Source organism: Alphaproteobacteria bacterium, from assembly GCA_040218575.1.
Taxonomy (GTDB): Bacteria; Pseudomonadota; Alphaproteobacteria; order JAVJRE01; family JAVJRE01; genus JAVJRE01.
Genome location: JAVJRE010000001.1, coordinates 133,724 through 153,443, shown reverse-complemented (window position 1 = coordinate 153,443; position 19,720 = coordinate 133,724). Strand labels below are relative to the sequence as shown.

The following is a 19,720-nucleotide window of genomic DNA, read 5'->3' as shown; positions in this document are numbered from 1 at the left end:
CCGGACCGGGGCCAGTTCAGCGCGGGGAATGACGTTCACGCCCCGCTGCCGCCACCATCAAACCCGCCGTAAGCGGTCCCGCCGACGCTGCGCCTCCGGCTGCCGGCGGTAGGCGGAATCGGGCGGCGCTGTCGCCCTGGACGTCCAGCAACGGCTCCAGCAGCGGCAGCAGCCGGCGCACGATCTCGGCCACGCCGTCAGCATTGGGGTGAATGCCGTCCGCCTGGTTGAGCGCCGGTTGTGCCGCCACTCCCTCCAGAAAGAAGGGATAGAAGACCGTGCCATAAGTCTCTGCCAGGCGTGGGAACACGGCGTTGAACTCCTCGCCGTATGAGCGACCGAGATTGGGCGGCGCCCGCATACCGGTCAGCAGCATCGGTACGCCCGCCCGCCGCAGCCGGCGCATCACCCGGTCAAGGTTGGTGTAGGTCTGGGCCGGCTCCAGGCCCCGCAGGCCGTCATTGCCGCCGAACTCGATGATCGCCACGTCCGGCGGGTCCTGCAGAATCCAGTCCAGCCGGGCCACCGCCCCGGCGCTGGTGTCGCCCGATACGCCGCCATTGATGACCACCACATCATGGCCGCGCCCGGATAGCGCCTGCTGCAACTGGGCGACAAAACCGTCCTCCGGCGCCAGGCCGAAACCGGCCACCAGCGAATCGCCAAACGCCAGTATCTTCAGGGGTTCCGCGCGCGCCACGGATGCGCCGGCCATAGCGGCGACCATGCCGGCCATCATCGCGACCGCTACCATCGCCAGCCGCGCCAGCCGCCCCGCGCGCGCCAACTCCGTCACGCCGCCCGCGGTCTTTGCACCAAGAGCCTTCACACGGAAGTGAGACAGCATCATCCCGCCGGTCTCCATCATCATCCGCTCTGTGTCCGCGCCACCGGCGCTGGCGGTTCCGCCGCGGCCCGCCGCCGGCACGGAACGCGGGCTTTATCCCGTCGCATGGCATATCGTGCCGGACGCGCCATTGCCAGAGCCGCCATGCGGTGCATATTCCCTCCCTTCAGCCGCTGCCCGCATACGGCGCGCCACAACACCGCGCGCCGGCAAACAGCCTGCCAGGAAACACCATGATCGACGTTGACGCCTTGCACCTGACCCTGACCGGCGCGGCCGGACCGGTCAATGTGCTGAACGGGGTCAGTTTCACCGTCAAGGATGGCGACAGCGTGGCGCTGCTCGGGCCTTCGGGCTCCGGCAAGACCTCGCTTCTCATGCTGATCGCCGGTCTGGAGCGGGCGAGCGCGGGCCATGTGCGCGTCGCCGGGCAGGATCTGAGCACCATGAGCGAGGATGCGCTGGCCCGCTTCCGCGCCCGCCACGTGGGCATCGTCTTTCAGTCCTTTCATCTGGTGCCGACCATGACCGCTGTGGAGAATGTGGCCATTCCGCTGGAGCTGGCCGGCCGCGCCGACGCCTTCGAGCGCGCCCGCGCCGGTCTCGACCAGGTCGGTCTTGGCGGCCGCCTGAACCACTATCCGGGCGAATTGTCCGGCGGCGAGCAGCAGCGGGTTGCGCTGGCCCGCGCCATCGCCCCGGGACCGCGCCTGCTGCTGGCTGACGAGCCTACCGGCAATCTGGATGGCGCCACCGGCGAGACGGTCATCCGCCTGCTGTTCGATCTGGCCCGCGACACCGGTGCCACGCTGCTGCTGGTGACCCATGACGAGGCGCTGGCCGGTCGCTGCGGCCGACTGCTGCGCCTGGCCGATGGCCGCATCGCCGGCGACAGCCGTCAAGCCGCATGACCAGCGCCGCTGTCCCGGCATGACCCCGGCCGATCCCGCCGCCGTGGCGGGCCACACCCCATCCGGCGGCGGCCTGGCCATCGCCTGGCGTTTTGCCTGGCGCGAGCTGCGCGCCGGCTGGCGCGCCGGACTCAGCGGGTTTCGCGTGTTCCTGGCGGTCCTGGCGCTGGGTGTCGCGGCCATTGCCGCCGTCGGCTCGCTGTCCGCCGCGTTACAGCAGGGCGTGGCCGATGACGCCCGCGCCCTGTTGGGCGGCGATGTGGCATTCCTGCTGGTGCATCGTCCGGCCGATGCGGCCGAGCGCGCCTTCCTCGCCAGCCAGGGTCGGCTCAGCGCCATTGCCGAAATGCGGGCCATGGCCGAAAGCCCGGCCACCGGCCAGCGGCGACTGGTTGAACTCAAGGCGGTGGATTCCGCCTGGCCGCTCTACGGCGAAGCGCGGCTCGCGCCGGCCACCGATCTGGCGACGGTGCTGGCGCCACGGCCCGCCGCCGCCACCGATGACGCCACAGACGCCGGTGCGGCCGGCGTCATCTGGGGCGCGGCGGTGGAAGCCAATCTGCTGCCGGCCCTCGGCCTGCAGCCGGAACAGATCACCGCCGGCCCGCCACCGCGCATCCAGGTCGGCGACGCGCTGTTTGAGATTCGCGCCACCATCGCCTATGAGCCTGATCGCGGCGCGCAACTCTTCACGCTGGGGCCACGCCTGCTGGTCTCCGACCAGGCGCTGGCCGCAACCGGCCTGGTGCAGCCCGGCAGCCTGGTGCGCTACGCCTATCGCCTGGCCAGCACAGACTCCGCCGCGGCGATCACCGCGCGGGCCACGGATCGTTTCCCCGACGCCGGCTGGCGCAGCCGCACCACCGCCGACGCCGGCGACGGCATTTCCCGTTTCATGGGACGGCTGGCGCTGTTTCTCACGCTTGTCGGTCTCGCCGCCCTGCTCACCGGCGGGGTCGGTGTGTCCAACGCGGTCGCCGCCTATATGGACAGCCGCCGTCCGACCATTGCCGCGCTCAAGTGTCTCGGCGCTTCGACCCGCCTGATCTTCCAGGTCTATATGGTGCAGGTGTTGGCGCTGGCCACCCTGGCGACGCTGATCGGCGTGGCCCTGGGCGCGCTGGCGCCACTGGCGGTAGGCGGGCTGCTCAGCGGCTTCGCCGGGGTCGACCTGGCGAGTGGACCGTTCTGGCGGCCGCTGGCTCTGGCCGGGCTGTTCGGACTGCTGGTGGCCGTAACCTTTTCATGGCTGCCCCTGGCCCGCGCCCGGCGGGTGCCGGCGGCACACCTCTTCCGTCCCGGCCTGTCCGCCGCCGAGCGCCGGCTGCGGCCGGCCGAACTGGCGACCACCGGCGCCCTCGCCCTGGCCCTTGGCGGGCTCGCCATCGTCACGGCGGAGCGGCCCGACTTCGCCCTGTGGTTCACACTCGGTGCGGCCGTGACCCTGGCCGTCTTTCGCCTGGTGGCCGAGGGCGTCAGCCGGCTGGCCCGACGCCTGGCGCGACAGGTCGGCGGCGGCCGCGCCCTGCTGCGTCTGGCCCTGGCCAATCTCGGCCGGCCGGCGGCGCCGGCGATTCCGGTCATCGTCTCGCTGGGCCTTGGCCTCACCCTGCTGGTGACGGTCGGCCAGATTCGCACCAGCCTGACGGCGGAGCTCGGTCAGCGCATGGCGGCCGATGCGCCGGCCTATTTCTTCATCGACATCCAGCCCGGTCAGGTGGCCGCCTTCGACACCACCGTCCGCGCCACGCCGGGACTCATCTCCTTCAACCGGGTGCCCAGCCTGCGCGGCACCATCACCGCCATCAATGATGTGGCGGTGGCCGACATGACCATTCCGCCCGATGTGGCCTGGGCCTTTCGCGGCGACCGCGGGCTGACCTGGTCGGCCGTTCCCGTCGCCGGCGGCACGCTGGTGGCCGGTCAGTGGTGGCCGGCCGATTATGCCGGGCCACCGCTGGTCTCGCTCGACGCCAATATCGCGCGGGGCGTAGGCCTGGCCCCCGGCGACGCCATTACGCTCAACGTGCTGGGGCGGCCGCTGACCGCCACTGTCGCCAACCTGCGCCAGATCGACTGGGAGAGTTTCGGCCTGAACTTCACCTTCGTCTTTGCGCCAGGGGCGCTTGATGGCGCACCGCAGACGCACATCGCCACCGTGGATCTGGCGCCGGAGTCGGAGCCGGCGCTGGAACGCGCCGTGGCCGCCGCCTTTCCCAACGTCTCCAGCGTGCGGGTGCGCGACACTCTGAACGACGTGCGCCGCCTGCTGTCCAATCTGGGGCTGGCCATTGCCCTGGCCGCCGGCGCCACCCTGGTCGCCGGCACCCTGGTGCTGGCCGGCGCCATCGCCGCCGGTCACCGGCGGCGGGTCTATGACGCGGTGGTGCTCAAGGTTCTGGGCGCCACCCGCGGCCGCCTGCTGGCCGCCTATCTTCTGGAATATGGACTGCTCGGTCTGATGACCGCCGGGCTCGCCGCGGCCATCGGCCTGCTCGCCGCCTGGGCCGTGGTGCGCTTTGTCATGACCCTGGCCTTCCGCCCCGACCCGGCGGCGCTCGGCCTGACTATTGTCATCGCCACCCTGGTGGTGCTGGCGGCCGGATTTGCCGGCACCTTCCGCGCCCTGTCGGCGCCGGCCGCGCCGGAACTGCGCAACGACTGAGTCTCACCGGAAATAGCCGACCGGACCCACGCATTTGTCAGAAATACAGGCGCAAAAACGCCGTTTCCGCGCTTGATTTCCTCCCTCCGCCTGCCCAGATTAAGGGCGCCCGGCGAATTGCCGGGGGCAGATCTGGGAGAGACGAAGACCATGGCCATCGGACCCGAAACCCGCACCATCACCAATGTCCGCGCCGGCGGCGCCGCCCGATCCGACATTGATGAGGGCCTCAGGCAGTACATGCTGCGGGTCTACAACTACATGACCGCCGGTCTCGCCATCACCGGCCTGACCGCCTTCGTCATCGCCCAGATGTCCATTGTCACCAACCAGGCCGGCGATATCGTGGCCCTGACCAGTCTCGGCGCGACGCTGTTCAACACGCCGCTCAAGTGGGTGGTCATGCTGGCGCCGCTCGGCATGGTCATTTTCCTCAGCGCCCGGCTCCACCGCATGAGCCTGTCCACCGCCCAGATCGCCTTCTGGTCTTTTGCCGCCCTCATGGGGGTGTCGCTGGCCACCATCTTCATCGCCTTTACCGGCGCCAGCGTCGCCCGCGTCTTCTTCATCACCGCCGGCACCTTCGCCGCCATGAGCCTTTACGGCTACACCACCAAGCGTGACCTCATGCGGCTGGGCTCGTTTCTGTTCATGGGCCTGATCGGCATCATCATCGCCATGGTGGTGAACTTGTTCGTGCAGAGCAGCGCTCTGCACTTCGCCATCAGCGCCATCGGTGTGCTGGTCTTCGTTGGCCTCACCGCCTATGACACCCAGCGCATCAAAGAGGAATATTGGGAAGGCGACGATCATTCGACCGCCGGTCGCAAGGCCATTTCCGGCGCGCTTCGCCTCTATCTGGACTTCATCAACCTGTTCGTCATGCTGATGCAGTTGCTGGGCGCCCGCCGCTAGGCACACCGCACTCCATAGAAACCGTTGGCGAGCCGGGGATTTCCCCGGCTCGCTGTCTTTTGGGGGGCGGCCTGGTGATCGCCTGGCCGGCCCCGTCACAAGCCTGTGATTGCGGCCGGGCCGGCTGATTGCCTAGACTTGGCCCCAGGGGGCGGTCCACCTGAACTGCCGCAACATCAGGGTCTCATGAGCGCCACACTCGACGACGCCGCGCCGGTTGGTGCAGATGATGCTGCACAGGCTGGTGCAGATGAAAGCGCCCGGCTGGCTCTGATCGCCGGGCTCAACCGTCACCGCCACCGGGTTCTCGGCCTGATGGCCGGCGGCTTTGCCTTTGCCGGGCTTGCCGCGCTGGCGGTGGAGATCCTGATGCCGGCGCACGGTGGCGTCATCACCATTCTCGGACCGCTGGTCTTCGCCATCATTGCCGCCGGTCTGTTGCGCTTCCTCGATCTCAAGGAGGCGCGCATCCTGTTCTGGCTGTTCGGCGCGGTCATCGGTCTCGCCTTCTCCACCATCTTCCAGTTGCTGGCCGACGCACCGGTGGCGCCGGTGTTCCTGTCTGCCGCCGTCGCGCTCGGCGTGGTCTGGCTGTTCGGCGCCCGCGACCGTTCGTCCGACATCGGCACCTGGGTCAATTATCTGTTGGTGTGGGGCCTCGGCCTGGGCCTGGTCATGGGCTGGTTCGCGTTGCAGGAAACGGCCCTGTTCTGGTTTTACCTGGTCTTCTATCTGGTGACCGGCCTGGTGGTGATGACCACCGGCCTCGGCGCCTTCCGCCGGCTCGACTATTGGTATATCGGCCACGCCACGCCGGACCTGGCCCGCACCCGCGCGCTGGCCGCGGCGCTGCGTTTGTGGGTGGAGATGGTGGTCGCCTTTTACATCTGCGCCTTCGCCATGACCCGGCCGTCACGGCTGATGACCGATGGCGTAATGAACGCCCACCGTCTGCGCACCATGCGCTGAGCGCACCGGCGTGCGCCGTTTTCTCTTGCGTCTGGCTATTGGCTTCGCGGCCGCCGGTCTCGTTCTGCTGGCGGCGGCGCTGCTGATCCCGCCGCCGACCGCCGACCGCATAGTGGACGATGCGACCATCGCCGCCGGCGACAAGGCCCGTGGCGCCTATGTGGCGGCGGCGGCCGGCTGCGCCAGTTGCCACACCGACGCCAGGGCGGATCTGCCGGCCCTGTCCGGCGGCGCGGCGCTCCGCTCCCCCTTCGGCGATTTTTATCCGCCCAACATTACGCCCGACAGGGCCACCGGTATCGGCGCCTGGCGCGGCGCGGACTTCGTCCGGGCCATGACCGATGGTCTGTCACCGGCCGGCGCTCACTATTACCCGGCCTTTCCCTACACCCACTACGCCGCCATGAGCGATTCGGACCTGGCGGATCTGTGGGCCTGGCTGCGGGACGTGCCGCCGGTGACGCGGCGGACGCCGCCGCACGATCTCTCCTTTCCCTTTTCCGTGCGTCCGCTGCTGGCCCTGTGGAAGCATCTCTCCGGCCGGCCCCCCACGCCGCCGGCCCCCCAACTGGCTGATGCCGCCGCCGACCGGCCCGCCACTACCGACGCGTCGGACGCGGTCCTGCTCGCCCGCGGCCGCTATCTGGGTGAGGTGCTGGGCCACTGCGCCGCCTGCCACACGCCGCGCGGCCTGCTCGGCGGCTATGGCGGCACGGCGCTGGCCGGCACCCGCAACGGACCCGGCGGCGACCCGGTGCCGGCCATCACGGCGGCGGCGCTGGCTGACTGGTCGCAAGGTGATTTGCTGTTCTTCTTCGATACCGGCCTGCAGCCGGACGGCGATGCGGCCGGCGGCGACATGGCGCTGGTCATCCGCAACACCCTGAGCCGTCTGAGTGATGGCGACCAGCGGGCGCTGGCCGTCTGGCTCAAGACCGGCAACTGACCGGCGATCACTTTCGCGACAGCCTAGTGGCCGTGGCCGGTGCCGCTTGTGGTGCCGCTTGCCTCGTCCGCCGTCAGCACCGGCAGCGTGATGGTGATGGCCGGTCCCACATCGAACTGTAGCGCCAGACGCAGCTGGTCGCCTGCTGTCGGCGCCGCCGTCAGCCCGCTGATCAACACATGATTCCCGCCGGGCTCCAGCACCAGCGTGGACTCAGCAGCGATCTCCATGTGCTCGACCACTTGCGTGACGTCGGCTTCCGCGCTCGTCGTCCGCAATTGAGCCGCGCCACCATCCACCGCCACCACCGACACAAGAACACCGGTGGCCGCACCGTGGTTATGAATCAGGAAATAGGCGGCCACCCCGCCATCGGCCGCACCCGCCCGGACCTGGCTCACATGCATGTCACCTACCTGCCACTCATTCGCCCAGTCCTGGGCGACGGCCGGCGGCGTTATCACAATCATGGACGCCATCAAGGTCACGATGAGCCCGGTCAGTTTCGGCAGGGCTTTCATAGGTGCGCTCCGTGTTGGTCGAGAGCGCGCCACCCTAAACAAGCCAAAGACCGCCGGGAATCACACTGTCGTGGGTCGAGTGGAGTCAGATCAGCGCAACAGATCGCCCATGCGCGCCAGCGCCGTCTCGATGGCCTCCACGGAGTTGGCATAGCTGAAGCGGATATAGCCCTCGCCATCGGCGCCAAAGCTGGTGCCGGCAATGGTCGCGATACCGGCTTCTTCCAACAGGCGGGTCTGAAGCTGGTTGGAGGTCATGCCGGTGCCGGTGATATTGGGAAAGCAATAGAAAGCACCGGCGGACTCCTGGCAGGTGACGCCCGGCAACTGGTTGAGCCCGGCGGTCAGCACTCGCCGCCGCTGATCGAAGGCGCGCAGCATGATGTCCACCGACTCCTGCGGACCGTTCAGCGCGGCGATGCCCGCGAACTGGGTCGCCGCATTAACGCAGGAGTGGGAATTGACCGCCAGATTGACCGCATGTTCCATCAGGCTTGCCGGCCACACGCCATAGCCCAGACGCCAGCCGGTCATGGCGTAGGTCTTCGACCAGCCGTCCAGCACGATCAGCCGGTCGCGCAGCGACTCATAGCCAAGCAGGCTCACGTGCTGACGACCGTCATACAGCAGGCGGCTGTATATCTCGTCCGACAGCACCGCCACCTTCGGCCATGCCGCCAGCCCCTCGACCAGCCGGTCCATCTCCGCCTTGGGAGTCACGCCGGAGGTGGGATTTGCCGGGCTGTTGATGATCAGCAACCGGGTCCGGTCATTGATCTGGCGCAGCACTTCTTCGGCCGAAAAGGCGAAGCCGTTCTCTTCACGCAGCCGCATGGGCACGGCCTCAGCCCCGGTGTAGTGGATCATCGACTCATAGATGGGAAAACCCGGATTGGGCGTAATGATCTCGACGCCGGGCCGGCCGAACATGAGGATGGCGAAGAACATGGTGACCTTGCCGCCGGGCACCACCAGGATATGGCCCGGGTCCACCTCCACGCCGCGCCGCTGGCGGATGTCCGCCGCCACCGCCTCACGCAAGGGCAGGATGCCCTCGGTCGCCGTATAGCCGTGCTGGCCGTCGCGCAGGGCCTTCACCGCCGCGTCCACAATGTGCTCCGGCGTCTTGAAGTCCGGCTGGCCGATGCCGAGATTGATTACCTCCTTGCCCTGGCGGGCCAGGGCCTGGGCGCGGGCCAGAACCGCGAAGGCGCTCTCATTCTCGAGGCGGGTGATGGCGGGGGCGATGTCGAGGGCGGCGGCCATGGGGCTGGTCTCTGTGGTTGATGGCACAACGGCGCCAGACTAGCGCCGGATGCTGTGTCCGCCTACGGTCGGCCCGCACACCTGCCCACTCCAGCCCTTTTCCGGAGCCCGCCATGTCCCGCGCCCTGCTCGACCATCTCGCCGCCGAAACCGCTGGCCTGGAGGCGCAGGGCCTGTTCAAGGCGGAGCGTGTCCTGACCGGCCGCCAGGGTGCCGACATTGCCATCGCCGCCGGCGCCGCCGACGCCACCGGCGCGGACGACCATGGCCAGAGCACGGCCGAGCGCCATGTTCTCAACTTCTGCGCCAACAATTATCTGGGTCTGGCGGGCCACCCGGCCCTGGTGGCCACCGGCCAGGCGGCGCTCGACCGCTGGGGCTTTGGCCTGTCCAGCGTGCGCTTTATCTGCGGCACCCAGGACGTCCACAAGACGCTTGAGTCACGCCTGTCGCGCTTCCTCGGCACCCAGGACACCATCCTCTATTCATCCTGTTTCGACGCCAATACCGGCCTGTTCGAAACCATCCTCGGCGAACAGGACGCGGTCATCTCCGACCAGCTCAATCATGCCTCCATCATCGATGGCATCCGCCTGTGCAAGGCGCGCCGTCTGCGCTACGCCAACAACAACATGGCCGACCTGGAGGCGCAGTTGCAGGCGGCGGCCGACTGCCGCTTTCGACTGATCGCCACCGACGGGGTCTTCTCCATGGACGGCATTCTCGCCAACCTGCCGGCGATCTGCGATCTGGCGGAACGCTATGACGCCCTGGTCATGGTCGATGACTCTCATGCCACCGGCTTCATGGGACCGGGCGGCCGCGGCACCCCGGCCCACCATGGCGTAGCCGGGCGGGTGGATATCATCACCTCGACCCTTGGCAAGGCACTGGGCGGCGCCTCGGGCGGGTTCACCAGCGGCCGCCAGCCGATCATTGACTGGCTGCGCCAGCGCTCACGCCCCTATCTCTTCTCCAACACCCTGGCGCCGGTCATCGCCGCCACCACCCTGCACGTACTCCACATGCTGGAATCGGCCGACACCGGCGACGCCCTGCGCCACCGCCTGTTTGATAACGCCCAGCGCTTTCGCACCGCCATGAACAAGCATGGCTTTACGCTGGTGCCCGGCGAGCACCCGATCATTCCGGTCATGCTGGGCGATGCCCGGGTGGCGGCGGAAATGGCGCGGCGCATGTTGGACGAAGGCATTTATGTGATCGGCTTCGCCTATCCGGTGGTGCCCGAGGGCCAGGCCCGCATCCGCACCCAGATGAGCGCGGCCCATGAGCCCGCGCACATTGACCAGGCGGTCGCCGCCTTTGCCCGTGTCGGCCGCGCCATGGGGGTGATCGGCTAGTCCGTGCTGGCTCTTCGCGCAACCCTCTCGGCTCTGCTGCTGCCGGCCAACGCCCTGCTCACGGTGCCGGCCTTGCTGCTGTGGGCGACGGCGGGAGACTCCGGCGGGCTGGCGGGCTGGCTGAGCTGGCGCTGGCCGGCCGTGCTGTCGTGGAACAGCCTCATGGGCGGCCTGCTGCTGGGGCTCGGCCTCGGCCTGCTGGGCTGGACCGTCAGCCTGTTTTTCCGCCGTGGTCAGGGCACCCTGGCGCCGTGGGATCCGCCGCGCCATCTGGTCACCGCCGGACCCTACGCCCACATGCGCCACCCCATGATCAGCGGCGTCGGGCTCGCCCTCCTGGGTCAGGTGGTGCTCACCGCGTCGCCTGCTTTGCTGGCCTGGCTGGCGGTCTTCGGGCTGGCCAACGGCCTCTATCTGCCGCTGGTGGAGGAACCGCGTCTGGCCCGCCGCTTCGGCGACCACTGGCGCGACTATGCGGCGCATGTGCCACGCTGGCTGCCGGGCACCGGTGGCGGATCGAGCGATCCCGACGACCGGCTTTAGGCCACCGACGGGCCCGCTACCAGGGAATGGTGCCGCCGTCGTAGCGCTGGAAGGTGCCGCTCATGGCCGGCGTCATGGCCTCGATCACCGCCCGCATACCGGCCACGCTGTCGGCCACTTTGACCGGGGCGCCCTTGCGCGTCTCTGTCGCCACCGACCCGGGATGCAGGGCAACACTCATGACACCCTGCGCCGCCAGGTCACAGGCAATTCCCTTTACCGCCATGTTGAGCGCCGTCTTGCTCATACGATAGTCATAGTGGCCGCCTGACGTATTGTCGTCGATCGAGGCGGAACGCGTCGACAGGAAGGCCATCACCTTGTGCTCGCCCTTGGCCACGTGCGGCGCAAAGGCGCGCGCCACCAACAGCGGCGCCACCGCATTGACGTGCAGCACACGCAGGAAATCTTCCGTCGTCGGCAGGTCAAACAGACCACCCTGACCACGGGCGAAAGTGGCCGCATTATTGATCAGCACGTCCACCGGCTCGTCGCTCAGGCGCTGCGCCAGCGCCTGCACCCCCGCTTCATCGGTGACGTCCAGCCTGTGCACGTGCGTGTCACCAACGCCACCGAGCCGCGCCTGGCTGCTGGCCTGCAGGCACACCGCATGTACCCGCCAGCCATCCACCGCATAGGCGCGCGCGAACTCATAGCCGATTCCATAGTCGCAGCCGGTGATGACAACCGTCGCCATAGTGTCGTCTCGCTGATGGTTGGATGGGCCGGTGTGAATACTGCCGACGCATCCTGCGGACTCAGCGAGTGGGGTCAACCCCGCCCGTCTCGCCGCCGTCACGGGACGCGGCGGCGTCTGACGCGCCGGCGGCCGCCAGCGTGGCCGCCGCCGTGGTGGTCGGCAACACCGGGTCTACCGTGCCGGCGTGAACAGCCGGTTCCCGTTGCATCATGCGCCATAGCGCATAAAGCCCGACGAGACCGAACAGCACCGCCTGCGACAGAAAGAACCCGGCCGGTCCGACCTGCTTCATGGCCAGGGAAATCACCGTCGGCCCCATCATGCCGCCAACCCCGTACAGCAACAGCAGGGTGCCGGCGGCGGCGACCCGCTCGTCCGGCTGCAACCGGTCATTGGCGGTCGCCACCAGCACCGCATAGAGCGGATAGATGGCGCCGCCGAAGAGGAACGAGATGGCCGGCAAGGCCCAGGTTGCGGCGAGCCCGGCGCTGCCGAGGGCTACCGCCGCGACCGCCAGCCCGGCCGCGATCAATGACGCCACTGCCAGCACGACGCGCCGGTCCACCCCGTCGGACAGACGGCCCACCGGCCACTGAAACACCAGCGCGCCGATGATCGCGAAGGACAGGAAGCGGGCGATGGCCTCGACGCTGAGACCCATGGCCTGGCCATACAACGCCCCCAGATTGCCATAGCTGCCCTGGCCGATACCGACCAGCAGCACGCCGACCACCGCCATCGGCGCGCGACCCAGCAGCAGCAGCGGCCCCATCCGCGCGCGCGGCCGGATCTCCGGCGCCGCCTGCCGGGTCAGCAGGATCGGCAGGACGCCGACGCCCAGCAGGATGGAGGCCAGGATAAACAGTTCGAAACCGCGCACGTCCGCCGCCGTAATCAGATACTGGCCGATGGCCACGCCGGCGAACTGACACATCAGATAAAGACTGAGAAGCTGACCGCGTGTCTTGTTGGTCGCCTTGTCGTTGATCCAGCTCTCGGCAACGATATACAGGCCCGCATAGCAGATGCCGGTCAGCAGCCGCATGGCGAACCAAGTCACCGGCTCGACCACCACCGCCTGCACCAGAATGGTGGTGGAAGCCAGCGCCGCGCAGGCGGCGAACACCCGGATATGGCCGACCACCGGCACCGCCCGCGGCACAAGAATGCTGCCCACCAGAAAGCCGATGAAATAGGCCGACATGATGCGGCCGATGACGTCAACGGGAATACCTTCGGCGCTGCCGCGCAGTTGCAGCAGCGGATATTGCAGGCCATGGCCGACCAGAAAGATGAACATGGCCAGAAGAAGGGCCCATGCGCCCAGCGCCACTTTCAACATGCTGACACTCGCCTCCCGGCCCGCGCCCGTCAGGCCATGGCCATAGGCCCTTGCCACGCTGCCTGCAAGGTCAGTCCCGGCCGGGCCGGGTGCCGTCCTCCGCCGTCTCGTCGAGGGTCGACGCTTCTTCGGTCGCCACCGCCACGGCCAGGGCGGTGGCGGACGGCGACATCATGGCCGCGTGACTGTCCATGTCGGCTGCCGCACGGCGCGTCGTCCGCCACAGGGCATAGACGCCTAGACCGGCCATCACCGCGGCCAGAGCCAGAAAGAATCCGCCGGGCCCGGCGACGGCCATGGCCAACGACAGGACAAGCGGCCCGCTCATGGCGCCGATGCCATACAACAGCATCAGGCTGGCGCTGGCGCCGACCATCTGGGATTTGTTGAGACGGTCATTGGCGTGCGCGACGACCACTGAATAGAGCGGATAGAGGGCACCGCCGAAGACCACCGCCAGCGCCAGAAAGACGGCGCCGCCGCGCCAGGCGATGGGCAGTGCCAGGAAGGCCAGCGCCGCCGCCGCGGATACCATGCCGAGACCGGCAATGGTCATGCGCCGGTCCACCCGGTCGGCGATCCAGCCCACACCCCATTGCATGGCCATGCCGCCAGCCACCGTGGCCGCGATAAAGGCGGCGATGGCTTCGACACTGAGCCCGCTCTGCTCGCCATAGACCGCGGCCAGGCTGCCGAAACCGCCCTGGCTGGCGCCCACCAGCACCACCCCCACCACCGCCAGCGGCGATACCCGCAACAGGGCCATCGGCCCCAGCCGCACCGGCGTCTCGATCACTGGCGCCGGGCTGCGGGTCAGAAGGATAGGCACCACGCCCAGGCTCACCGCGACGGAGCCGATGATGAACAGGGTCGCCTCCTGCACATCGGCGACCGTCAGCAGCGCCTGGCCCAGGGCGATGCTGGCGAACTGCACCGCCATATAGAGGCCCAGCAAACGACCGCGGGTCTCATTGGTGGCCCGGTCGTTCAGCCAGCTCTCGGCGACGATGTACAGCCCCGCATAACAAAAGCCGGTGACCACCCGCATGGCGAACCATGTGGTCGGCTCGATGACCACCGCATGAATCAGCACCGCCGCCGAGGCGATGGAGGCAAGCGCGCCGAACGCCCGCACATGACCGACCCGGCCGACCATGCCCGGCGCGATCGCCGAGCCGGCAAGGAATCCGGCATAATATCCGGCCATGACGACGCCGATGGTTGTCGTCGCGAATCCTTCGGCCGAGCCGCGCAGGCCCAACAGCGACGTTTGCAGGCCATAGCCCAGCAGCAGGAAGGCGACCCCCAGAAGCAGGGCCCAGGCGCCCAGCGCAATATCCCGCATGGCGGTGCCTCCCTATCGTCTGTCTGGCGCTCAAACCCGTGGCAATGCCCCACGGCACGCCACGCCGCCAGCGATAGCGGCCCGGCCGGCCGGCCGTCAACGGTGCCGACCCTCTATGATCTCCGTCATGCTCCCGCCATCGGCGATGTGACACACTGGTCCGTGCGGTCACCAGGGAGAGATCGCCCGGGAGCCCAGGAGAATTGACCATGTTCGGACGCCGCTTCATGCGCATGCTTGCCGCTGTCATGGCCCTTGGCGTCGCTCTGGCCGGGGCTGCCCCGGCGGCGCGCGCCGACGCCCTGTCCGCCTGGCAGGCCTATGGCGAGAAACGCTATGCCGCCGCCCTGGCCGAGTTGCGGCCGCTGGCCCGGGCCGGCGACGCTGCCGCCCAGTTCTACCTGGGAACCGCCTATGCGGACGGGCTGGCCGTGCCGCGCAACTATGCGCTTGCCGCCCGCTGGTATGAGTCCGCGGCGCTGGGCGGCAATGCCGACGCCGCCTTTGCTCTCGGCTTTCTCTATCTCAATGGTCCCGGCACGGCGGCGGAGTATGCCCTCGCCGCCGACCCTGAACAGGCGGCCCTGTGGCTTGCCCGCGCCGCCGATGCGGGTCACGCCTGGGCGCGAACTCTCCTGGCCCAGCTATATCGCGACGGCCGCGGCGTGCCGGCGGACTCTGATCGCGCCCGTAGCCTGTTCCTTGCCGCCGCCGCCCAGGGTATTGCCGAGGCGCAGTTCTCCGCCGGCCTCATCCTGGCGGGTGACGACGCCACACCCGGCCATCTGATGGACGCCTATGTGTGGTTTCGCCTTGCCGCCCTCGCCGGCTATCCGGCCGCGGCAGACAATCTGCATCGTCTTGCCGCCACCTTCAGCGACGCGGAAGTCGCCGCCGCGGAAGCCCGCGTCCGCGCCTTTGTCCCGCTGCCGGTCAGCCCCTGACACCTCACCGCCCCAGGGCCCTGACAGCGACCCTGACAGCGGGCCTCACGTCAGGCCGGCTGGCCTGTGCTAGGCTCCTGACTTCGCCCGGGCCCGCCTCGGACATGCTGACCATCGGGAGCCAGACATGCGCCGTCTGACGATCTTCTTCTCCGCCCTCGCTTTGTTTGGGCTGGTGTCGCCACCACCGGCATCGGCGTCGGAGGCCGGCATCGCGCGGGTCACCCAGGCCCTGCACATCGCGTCCGGCGGCCTGCTGACCGATTCCGCCAATATCAGCACCGGCGCCGCGCCGGATGTCTATGTCATCAGCTTCGCTGACGTGCGGCATTTCTTCAACGATGGCGCCGGCATAGAGCTTGGTCCGGTCACCGGCGAGGCGCGGATCATCGACGATCACACCATCACCATCCGCATCGACCTGCCGCAGCGTATTCTGTTCTATGACGGAGTCACGGCCGAGCCGGATGTGATCACGGCGCAGCGAGCGCGGCTGGAGTTCAGTTTCGATGAAGATCTGGGCCTGGCCCGCTCCATGCGGCTGGCCGTCAATGGGATGGATCTTGAGTTCGCTCCCTTCCAGATAGCTGTCGCCGATCTGACCTACACCTATGACCTGCAACCGGTCCGCAATGGCAGCGGCCGGGAGGATATGCGATTCGCCATCCGTGGCGTGCAGGCGCGGGCGCCCGACGCCGGCGCGACGTTCAGCCTGGCCGCTATGGAAACCTCTTACCAGGCGGACGCGGTGCCACTGGCGAAAATGGCGACCATGCAGGCGGCGCTGGCCGATGCCGAACGGCGCAGCAGGGCCAGCGGGCATCCGGCCGGTCTGGCGGACAGTGCGCAGGCGCGCGCCGCGGTCGCTGCCTATGTGGCGGCCATTGGCGAGCACCTGGACAACGGCCAGTGGGAATTCAGCCTGCAGGGTCTGCGCTACGCCGACAGCAGCACCGGAGAGGCCTATAGCAGTGACCGCACACGGCTCTCCGGCGCCGTGCACAATGGCCAGAGCGAGTCGCCGGTGTTGTCGTTCACCCTGCTTGATCTCTCCCGCTACGTGCCGGGTGATGGCGCCGGCGGTCCCGGCGCCGCGCTGCCACAGGGCCTGAACGCACCGCGCACGGACGTGGCACTCACGCTGCAGCCTTTCCCGCTGCGGGACTGGACCCGCATCATTGCCGACACACTGTCCGCCAGTCCTGATCCTGTGTTTGACGCCATGGCGCTCAGAGAGATGGGGCCTCTGCTCACCGCCAGCCTTGTCGGGGCCGGCAGCCAACTGAGCTTTGATCGCGCATCCATCACCGCTGGTCCGCTGGCCACCTCTCTCGCCGGCGCACTCACCGTCTCCGGCAGCGGCGAGATGGGTCTGGTCGGCGAGCTGGTCTGGCGCACCACCGGCGCGGTGCAGGCGCTGCAGGCCCTGACCGCCCTGCCTGGCCACGATCAGGTGTCCGGCGGCCTGGCTCTTGGCCTGCAACAGATCATTGCCGCCGGACGGCCGGACAGCGGCGGTCACGCCTTCACCATCACCTTGCCACCGGTCGGCCCGCCTACTTTCGATCCGCCGCTGCTCGGCGACTAAGGCCGCGTTAACCAAACTGTGGCAATAGGGATGCCGCTTCGCTATAAGCGCGCCTCCGGCTGACCCCAGAATGAAAGCGAGCCGCCATGACCGGCGCCCCCTCCGATTCCTCCAGGCCCACGCTTTGGTCCCTGCTGGCCACGCGTGACTGCCTGATCGCCGACGGCGCCATGGGCACCAATCTCTTCGCCCGCGGGCTGGAGGCCGGACACGCACCGGAGCTGTGGAACGAGGAACATCCCGACCGCGTGCGCAGCGTGCATCAGGAAATGGTGGACGCCGGTTGCGACATCATCCTGACAAACTCATTCGGCGCCAACAGCTATCGCCTGAAACTGCACGATCGTGAGCACGACGCTTTCGCCCTGTCGCGGCTGTCGGCGACGCTGGCCCGTCAGGTGGCGGATGCGGCCGGCCGGCCGGTGCTGGTGGCCGGCTCCATTGGGCCGACGGGTGAGCTGTTTCAGCCGGTGGGCCCGCTTACCCTGGCCGATGGCACCGCCGCCTTCGCCGATCAGGCGCGCGGCCTTGCCGCCGGCGGCGCCGATCTGCTGTGGCTGGAAACCATGAGCTCGACGGAAGAGGTGGAGGCGGCGCTGGCCGGGGCACGGGCCACTGGCCTGCCGGTGGTCTCCACCATGACCTTCGATACCGCCGGCCATACCATGATGGGCGTGGCGCCGGAGACCGCCGTCGCTTTCTACGGCACGCTGGACCATCCGCCCGCCGCCATGGGCGCCAATTGCGGCCTCGGCCCCACCGAGAACCTGCTGTCCATCACCGGCATGGCGCGTGGCGCGGCGACACTGGCCGCCGCCGGCAAAGTCGCGCCGGTGCTGGTGGCCAAAGCCAATTGCGGAGTGCCGGTATTTCATCACGGCCACTTCCACTACACCGGTACGCCGGAGCTGATGGCCGCCTATGCCCGCCTGGCCAGGGACGCGGGCGCCCGGATCATCGGCGGCTGCTGCGGCTCCGATGGCACCATCATGAAGGCGATCATCGAATCCCTGCGCGACTATGCGCCGGGCAGTCCGCCAGAGCGCGATGCCATCATCGCGGCGCTGGGGCCCATCACCACCCAAACCGACGACATCGCCAGCGAGCATGACGAGGTGCTGGCCCAGGCCCGCGCCCGGCGCAGCGAACGCCGCCGCCGCCAGGCCGGTTAGGCCGCCGGGCCGCACGGCAACAGGCTAGGACCGGCGCCGGCCGGTCCACATGACACGCACCAGATTGCGCCTCTGGCCGATGCTCGCCAGCAGGACGCTGGCCACATGGACAAACACCAGAATCAGCGCCAGATTCGCGACGGTTTCATGGATGTCTTTCCAGAGTCCGTCGCCGGATGGCTCCGCCAGCGCCGTGGTGGCCGCGTCGCCGGCCAGCGGCTGCAGGATCGCCAGCGGACCCCGTCCCCACGCTTCGCCGTAGAACGCCATTCCCGACGCCACCACCAGGGCGATTACCGCCAGCAGCGCCACCACCATGGCGCCGCCAGCCGGCCCGTGGCCGTGGTGCGGCTTTGACCGCAGGGTCAGGGTCTGCCGCAAATCGGTCCATATGGCGCCCGGGCCACGCACGAAATTGCTGAAGCGTGCCGTCCGCGTCCCGACCACACCCCAGAACAGCCGGCCCAGCAGCAACGCGCCGACGCCATAGCCGGCCCACACATGCACCAACAGAATATCCTCGCTGAACCACGCAACGAAGAACAGCAGAGCGAGGGTCCAGTGAAAAAAAACCGGACGAAAGGATCCCACACCAGAACCAGCGTCTCCGCCGACGGCGACCGCTCGCGGGCCATGGGGATTTCTCCTGAACGGAAATCGAGCCTGCATCACAAGTGACAGGTCGTGCTGCCGGGCGCGTTGATCTGCGTCATGCGCCGGCCGCCTGCCTCCGGCCGTCAGCCGGCGGCGATGCCCTGCCGCGCCAGCCAGGCCTCCATGGTGTCCAGCAGGGTGGTCATGGCCGGACTGTCGCCGATCCAGCCCAGATGGCCGACGCCGTCGAGCATGAGAAGCTGGCGCGGTCCCGGATAGCGGGCGTGGAAGGACAGGGATTCCTGCGGCGGGTGCAATGCGTTCTCCGCGCCATGGACAATCAGCGCCGGCACCGCCGCCAGATGTGACAGATCGCCCTCGCCATCCACGCTCAGCAAGGAATCGGCAAAGCACAGCGCCTGGTCCGGTCCCCAGCCGGGCGGCTCGTACATCTTTTCGTACACATCCTTGGCCGTCACCGGGTCCAGCGGATAGATCTCGAAGGGATGGATACCCTTGGCCTCGCCGCCCCGCGCCAGCCTGGCCCGCTCCTCATCGAGCCAGTCGAGCCAACGGGCGAAGTCCGCCTCGCCCTTCACCGACCGCAGCCAGCGCCGGCCGTTATAGAATCCGTTCATGGGCATGAAGGCGGCAACCTGCCGCGACAGCTTCAGGGCCTGCACCGCCACCGGCGAACTCATGGCCCAGGTGGCCAGTACCAGCGGCCGCTTCTCGGCGCTGGCCCGGTCATGGGCGATGACCAGCGCGCTGGCCATGTCCCGCGCCTGATCGTCCAGCAGGGTGTCGCCCGGCGTGCCGCCCGACAGGCCAAAGCCGCGATAGTCGAACGAGAACACCGGATAGCCCAGCGGGCAGGCGACCTCCGCGAATATCTTCGGCAAACGGTCCAGCATGCCGCAGAAGCCGCTGGTCACCACCAGCGCCGGCCGGTCGGCCCGTGCCGCCGCCGGCTCCGGCAGGTACCACACCCCGGCCATGTCCAGCCCGTCACAGCGAAACGTCAGCCCTTCCGTACGCATTGCCACCCCCTGACAGGACCATCTTGGCCAACTCTAGACCCAGGCTTAGTC

Annotated in this window: 18 protein-coding genes; 10 read left to right on the top strand and 8 right to left on the bottom strand. The window is 68.6% G+C overall.

All coding sequences use genetic code 11. The annotated features are described in order from the left end of the window. Positions 1 to 16 precede the first annotated feature (16 nt). Positions 17 to 871, bottom strand: coding sequence for an arylesterase (locus RIE31_00700; GenBank protein ID MEQ8639121.1), 855 nt, complete (start codon positions 869 to 871; stop codon positions 17 to 19). 209 nt (positions 872 to 1,080) lie between these two features. Here RIE31_00700 and RIE31_00695 point away from each other — a divergent pair, with 209 nt between their 5' ends. The 5 genes from RIE31_00695 to RIE31_00675 all read left to right on the top strand — a co-directional run bounded on the left by RIE31_00695 (position 1,081) and on the right by RIE31_00675 (position 7,253). Continuing rightward, positions 1,081 to 1,758 (top strand): ABC transporter ATP-binding protein, encoded by a 678-nt coding sequence (locus tag RIE31_00695; protein ID MEQ8639120.1) that lies wholly within the window; start codon positions 1,081 to 1,083, stop codon positions 1,756 to 1,758. Continuing rightward, complete coding sequence (locus tag RIE31_00690; protein ID MEQ8639119.1) at positions 1,721 to 4,423, top strand: FtsX-like permease family protein; 2,703 nt, start codon at positions 1,721 to 1,723, stop codon at positions 4,421 to 4,423. The genes RIE31_00695 and RIE31_00690 overlap by 38 nt, the downstream gene beginning before the upstream one ends. A gap of 150 nt (positions 4,424 to 4,573) precedes the next feature. Continuing rightward, entirely contained in the window at positions 4,574 to 5,338 is a 765-nt protein-coding gene (locus RIE31_00685; GenBank protein ID MEQ8639118.1) for a Bax inhibitor-1/YccA family protein, read from the top strand. Positions 5,339 to 5,524: 186 nt separating this feature from the next. After that, positions 5,525 to 6,307, top strand: coding sequence for a hypothetical protein (locus tag RIE31_00680; GenBank protein MEQ8639117.1), 783 nt, complete (start codon positions 5,525 to 5,527; stop codon positions 6,305 to 6,307). A gap of 10 nt (positions 6,308 to 6,317) precedes the next feature. After that, a complete protein-coding gene (locus RIE31_00675; GenBank protein ID MEQ8639116.1) occupies positions 6,318 to 7,253 on the top strand; it encodes a cytochrome c in 936 nt (311 codons plus the stop codon). A gap of 23 nt (positions 7,254 to 7,276) precedes the next feature. Here RIE31_00675 and RIE31_00670 read toward each other — a convergent pair whose 3' ends face one another. After that, positions 7,277 to 7,774: a copper chaperone PCu(A)C gene (locus RIE31_00670; protein ID MEQ8639115.1), complete on the bottom strand. Its 498-nt coding sequence runs from the start codon at positions 7,772 to 7,774 to the stop codon at positions 7,277 to 7,279. 90 nt (positions 7,775 to 7,864) lie between these two features. Continuing rightward, positions 7,865 to 9,040 carry a pyridoxal phosphate-dependent aminotransferase gene (locus RIE31_00665; GenBank protein ID MEQ8639114.1) on the bottom strand — a complete coding sequence of 392 codons (1,176 nt, stop codon included), beginning with the start codon at positions 9,038 to 9,040 and terminating at the stop codon, positions 7,865 to 7,867. A gap of 113 nt (positions 9,041 to 9,153) precedes the next feature. On the opposite strand from RIE31_00665, the gene RIE31_00660 reads away from it, so the two are divergent. Together RIE31_00660 and RIE31_00655 are read left to right on the top strand one after the other, a co-directional pair. Continuing rightward, a complete protein-coding gene (locus RIE31_00660) occupies positions 9,154 to 10,401 on the top strand; it encodes a glycine C-acetyltransferase (GenBank protein MEQ8639113.1) in 1,248 nt (415 codons plus the stop codon). Positions 10,402 to 10,404: 3 nt separating this feature from the next. Then, positions 10,405 to 10,944 (top strand): isoprenylcysteine carboxylmethyltransferase family protein, encoded by a 540-nt coding sequence (locus tag RIE31_00655; protein MEQ8639112.1) that lies wholly within the window; start codon positions 10,405 to 10,407, stop codon positions 10,942 to 10,944. Positions 10,945 to 10,960: 16 nt separating this feature from the next. Here the strand turns inward: RIE31_00655 and RIE31_00650 are convergent, their stop codons facing one another. The 3 genes from RIE31_00650 to RIE31_00640 all read right to left on the bottom strand — a co-directional run bounded on the left by RIE31_00650 (position 10,961) and on the right by RIE31_00640 (position 14,331). After that, positions 10,961 to 11,641 carry an SDR family oxidoreductase gene (locus RIE31_00650; protein MEQ8639111.1) on the bottom strand — a complete coding sequence of 227 codons (681 nt, stop codon included), beginning with the start codon at positions 11,639 to 11,641 and terminating at the stop codon, positions 10,961 to 10,963. Positions 11,642 to 11,702: 61 nt separating this feature from the next. Then, positions 11,703 to 13,043: an MFS transporter gene (locus RIE31_00645; protein ID MEQ8639110.1), complete on the bottom strand. Its 1,341-nt coding sequence runs from the start codon at positions 13,041 to 13,043 to the stop codon at positions 11,703 to 11,705. A gap of 13 nt (positions 13,044 to 13,056) precedes the next feature. Next, positions 13,057 to 14,331: an MFS transporter gene (locus RIE31_00640; GenBank protein ID MEQ8639109.1), complete on the bottom strand. Its 1,275-nt coding sequence runs from the start codon at positions 14,329 to 14,331 to the stop codon at positions 13,057 to 13,059. A gap of 209 nt (positions 14,332 to 14,540) precedes the next feature. On the opposite strand from RIE31_00640, the gene RIE31_00635 reads away from it, so the two are divergent. The 3 genes from RIE31_00635 to bmt all read left to right on the top strand — a co-directional run bounded on the left by RIE31_00635 (position 14,541) and on the right by bmt (position 18,035). Further along, complete coding sequence (locus tag RIE31_00635; protein ID MEQ8639108.1) at positions 14,541 to 15,275, top strand: tetratricopeptide repeat protein; 735 nt, start codon at positions 14,541 to 14,543, stop codon at positions 15,273 to 15,275. 127 nt (positions 15,276 to 15,402) lie between these two features. After that, on the top strand, positions 15,403 to 16,863 hold the full coding sequence (locus tag RIE31_00630; protein ID MEQ8639107.1) for a hypothetical protein: 1,461 nt from the start codon (positions 15,403 to 15,405) through the stop codon (positions 16,861 to 16,863). Positions 16,864 to 16,949: 86 nt separating this feature from the next. Then, positions 16,950 to 18,035 carry a betaine--homocysteine S-methyltransferase gene (gene bmt / locus RIE31_00625; GenBank protein ID MEQ8639106.1) on the top strand — a complete coding sequence of 362 codons (1,086 nt, stop codon included), beginning with the start codon at positions 16,950 to 16,952 and terminating at the stop codon, positions 18,033 to 18,035. Positions 18,036 to 18,059: 24 nt separating this feature from the next. Here the strand turns inward: bmt and RIE31_00620 are convergent, their stop codons facing one another. Both RIE31_00620 and RIE31_00615 read right to left on the bottom strand, forming a co-directional pair. Next, positions 18,060 to 18,626, bottom strand: a complete 567-nt coding sequence (locus RIE31_00620) for a cytochrome b/b6 domain-containing protein (protein MEQ8639105.1) — start codon at positions 18,624 to 18,626, stop codon at positions 18,060 to 18,062. Between the two features lie 146 nt (positions 18,627 to 18,772). After that, positions 18,773 to 19,669, bottom strand: coding sequence for an alpha/beta hydrolase (locus RIE31_00615; protein MEQ8639104.1), 897 nt, complete (start codon positions 19,667 to 19,669; stop codon positions 18,773 to 18,775). Between the last annotated feature and the right edge of the window lie 51 nt (positions 19,670 to 19,720).

Bases quoted from the DNA above. Each gene is read 5' to 3' on its own strand.
- RIE31_00700 (MEQ8639121.1), bottom strand. From the start codon at position 871: ATGATGATGGAGACCGGCGGGATGATGCTGTCTCACTTCCGTGTGAAG.
- RIE31_00695 (MEQ8639120.1), top strand. From the start codon at position 1,081: ATGATCGACGTTGACGCCTTGCACCTGACCCTGACCGGCGCGGCCGGA.
- RIE31_00690 (MEQ8639119.1), top strand. From the start codon at position 1,721: ATGGCCGCATCGCCGGCGACAGCCGTCAAGCCGCATGACCAGCGCCGC.
- RIE31_00685 (MEQ8639118.1), top strand. From the start codon at position 4,574: ATGGCCATCGGACCCGAAACCCGCACCATCACCAATGTCCGCGCCGGC.
- RIE31_00680 (MEQ8639117.1), top strand. From the start codon at position 5,525: ATGAGCGCCACACTCGACGACGCCGCGCCGGTTGGTGCAGATGATGCT.
- RIE31_00670 (MEQ8639115.1), bottom strand. From the start codon at position 7,774: ATGAAAGCCCTGCCGAAACTGACCGGGCTCATCGTGACCTTGATGGCG.
- RIE31_00665 (MEQ8639114.1), bottom strand. From the start codon at position 9,040: ATGGCCGCCGCCCTCGACATCGCCCCCGCCATCACCCGCCTCGAGAAT.
- RIE31_00660 (MEQ8639113.1), top strand. From the start codon at position 9,154: ATGTCCCGCGCCCTGCTCGACCATCTCGCCGCCGAAACCGCTGGCCTG.
- RIE31_00650 (MEQ8639111.1), bottom strand. From the start codon at position 11,641: ATGGCGACGGTTGTCATCACCGGCTGCGACTATGGAATCGGCTATGAG.
- RIE31_00640 (MEQ8639109.1), bottom strand. From the start codon at position 14,331: ATGCGGGATATTGCGCTGGGCGCCTGGGCCCTGCTTCTGGGGGTCGCC.
- RIE31_00635 (MEQ8639108.1), top strand. From the start codon at position 14,541: ATGTTCGGACGCCGCTTCATGCGCATGCTTGCCGCTGTCATGGCCCTT.
- RIE31_00630 (MEQ8639107.1), top strand. From the start codon at position 15,403: ATGCGCCGTCTGACGATCTTCTTCTCCGCCCTCGCTTTGTTTGGGCTG.
- bmt (MEQ8639106.1), top strand. From the start codon at position 16,950: ATGACCGGCGCCCCCTCCGATTCCTCCAGGCCCACGCTTTGGTCCCTG.
- RIE31_00615 (MEQ8639104.1), bottom strand. From the start codon at position 19,669: ATGCGTACGGAAGGGCTGACGTTTCGCTGTGACGGGCTGGACATGGCC.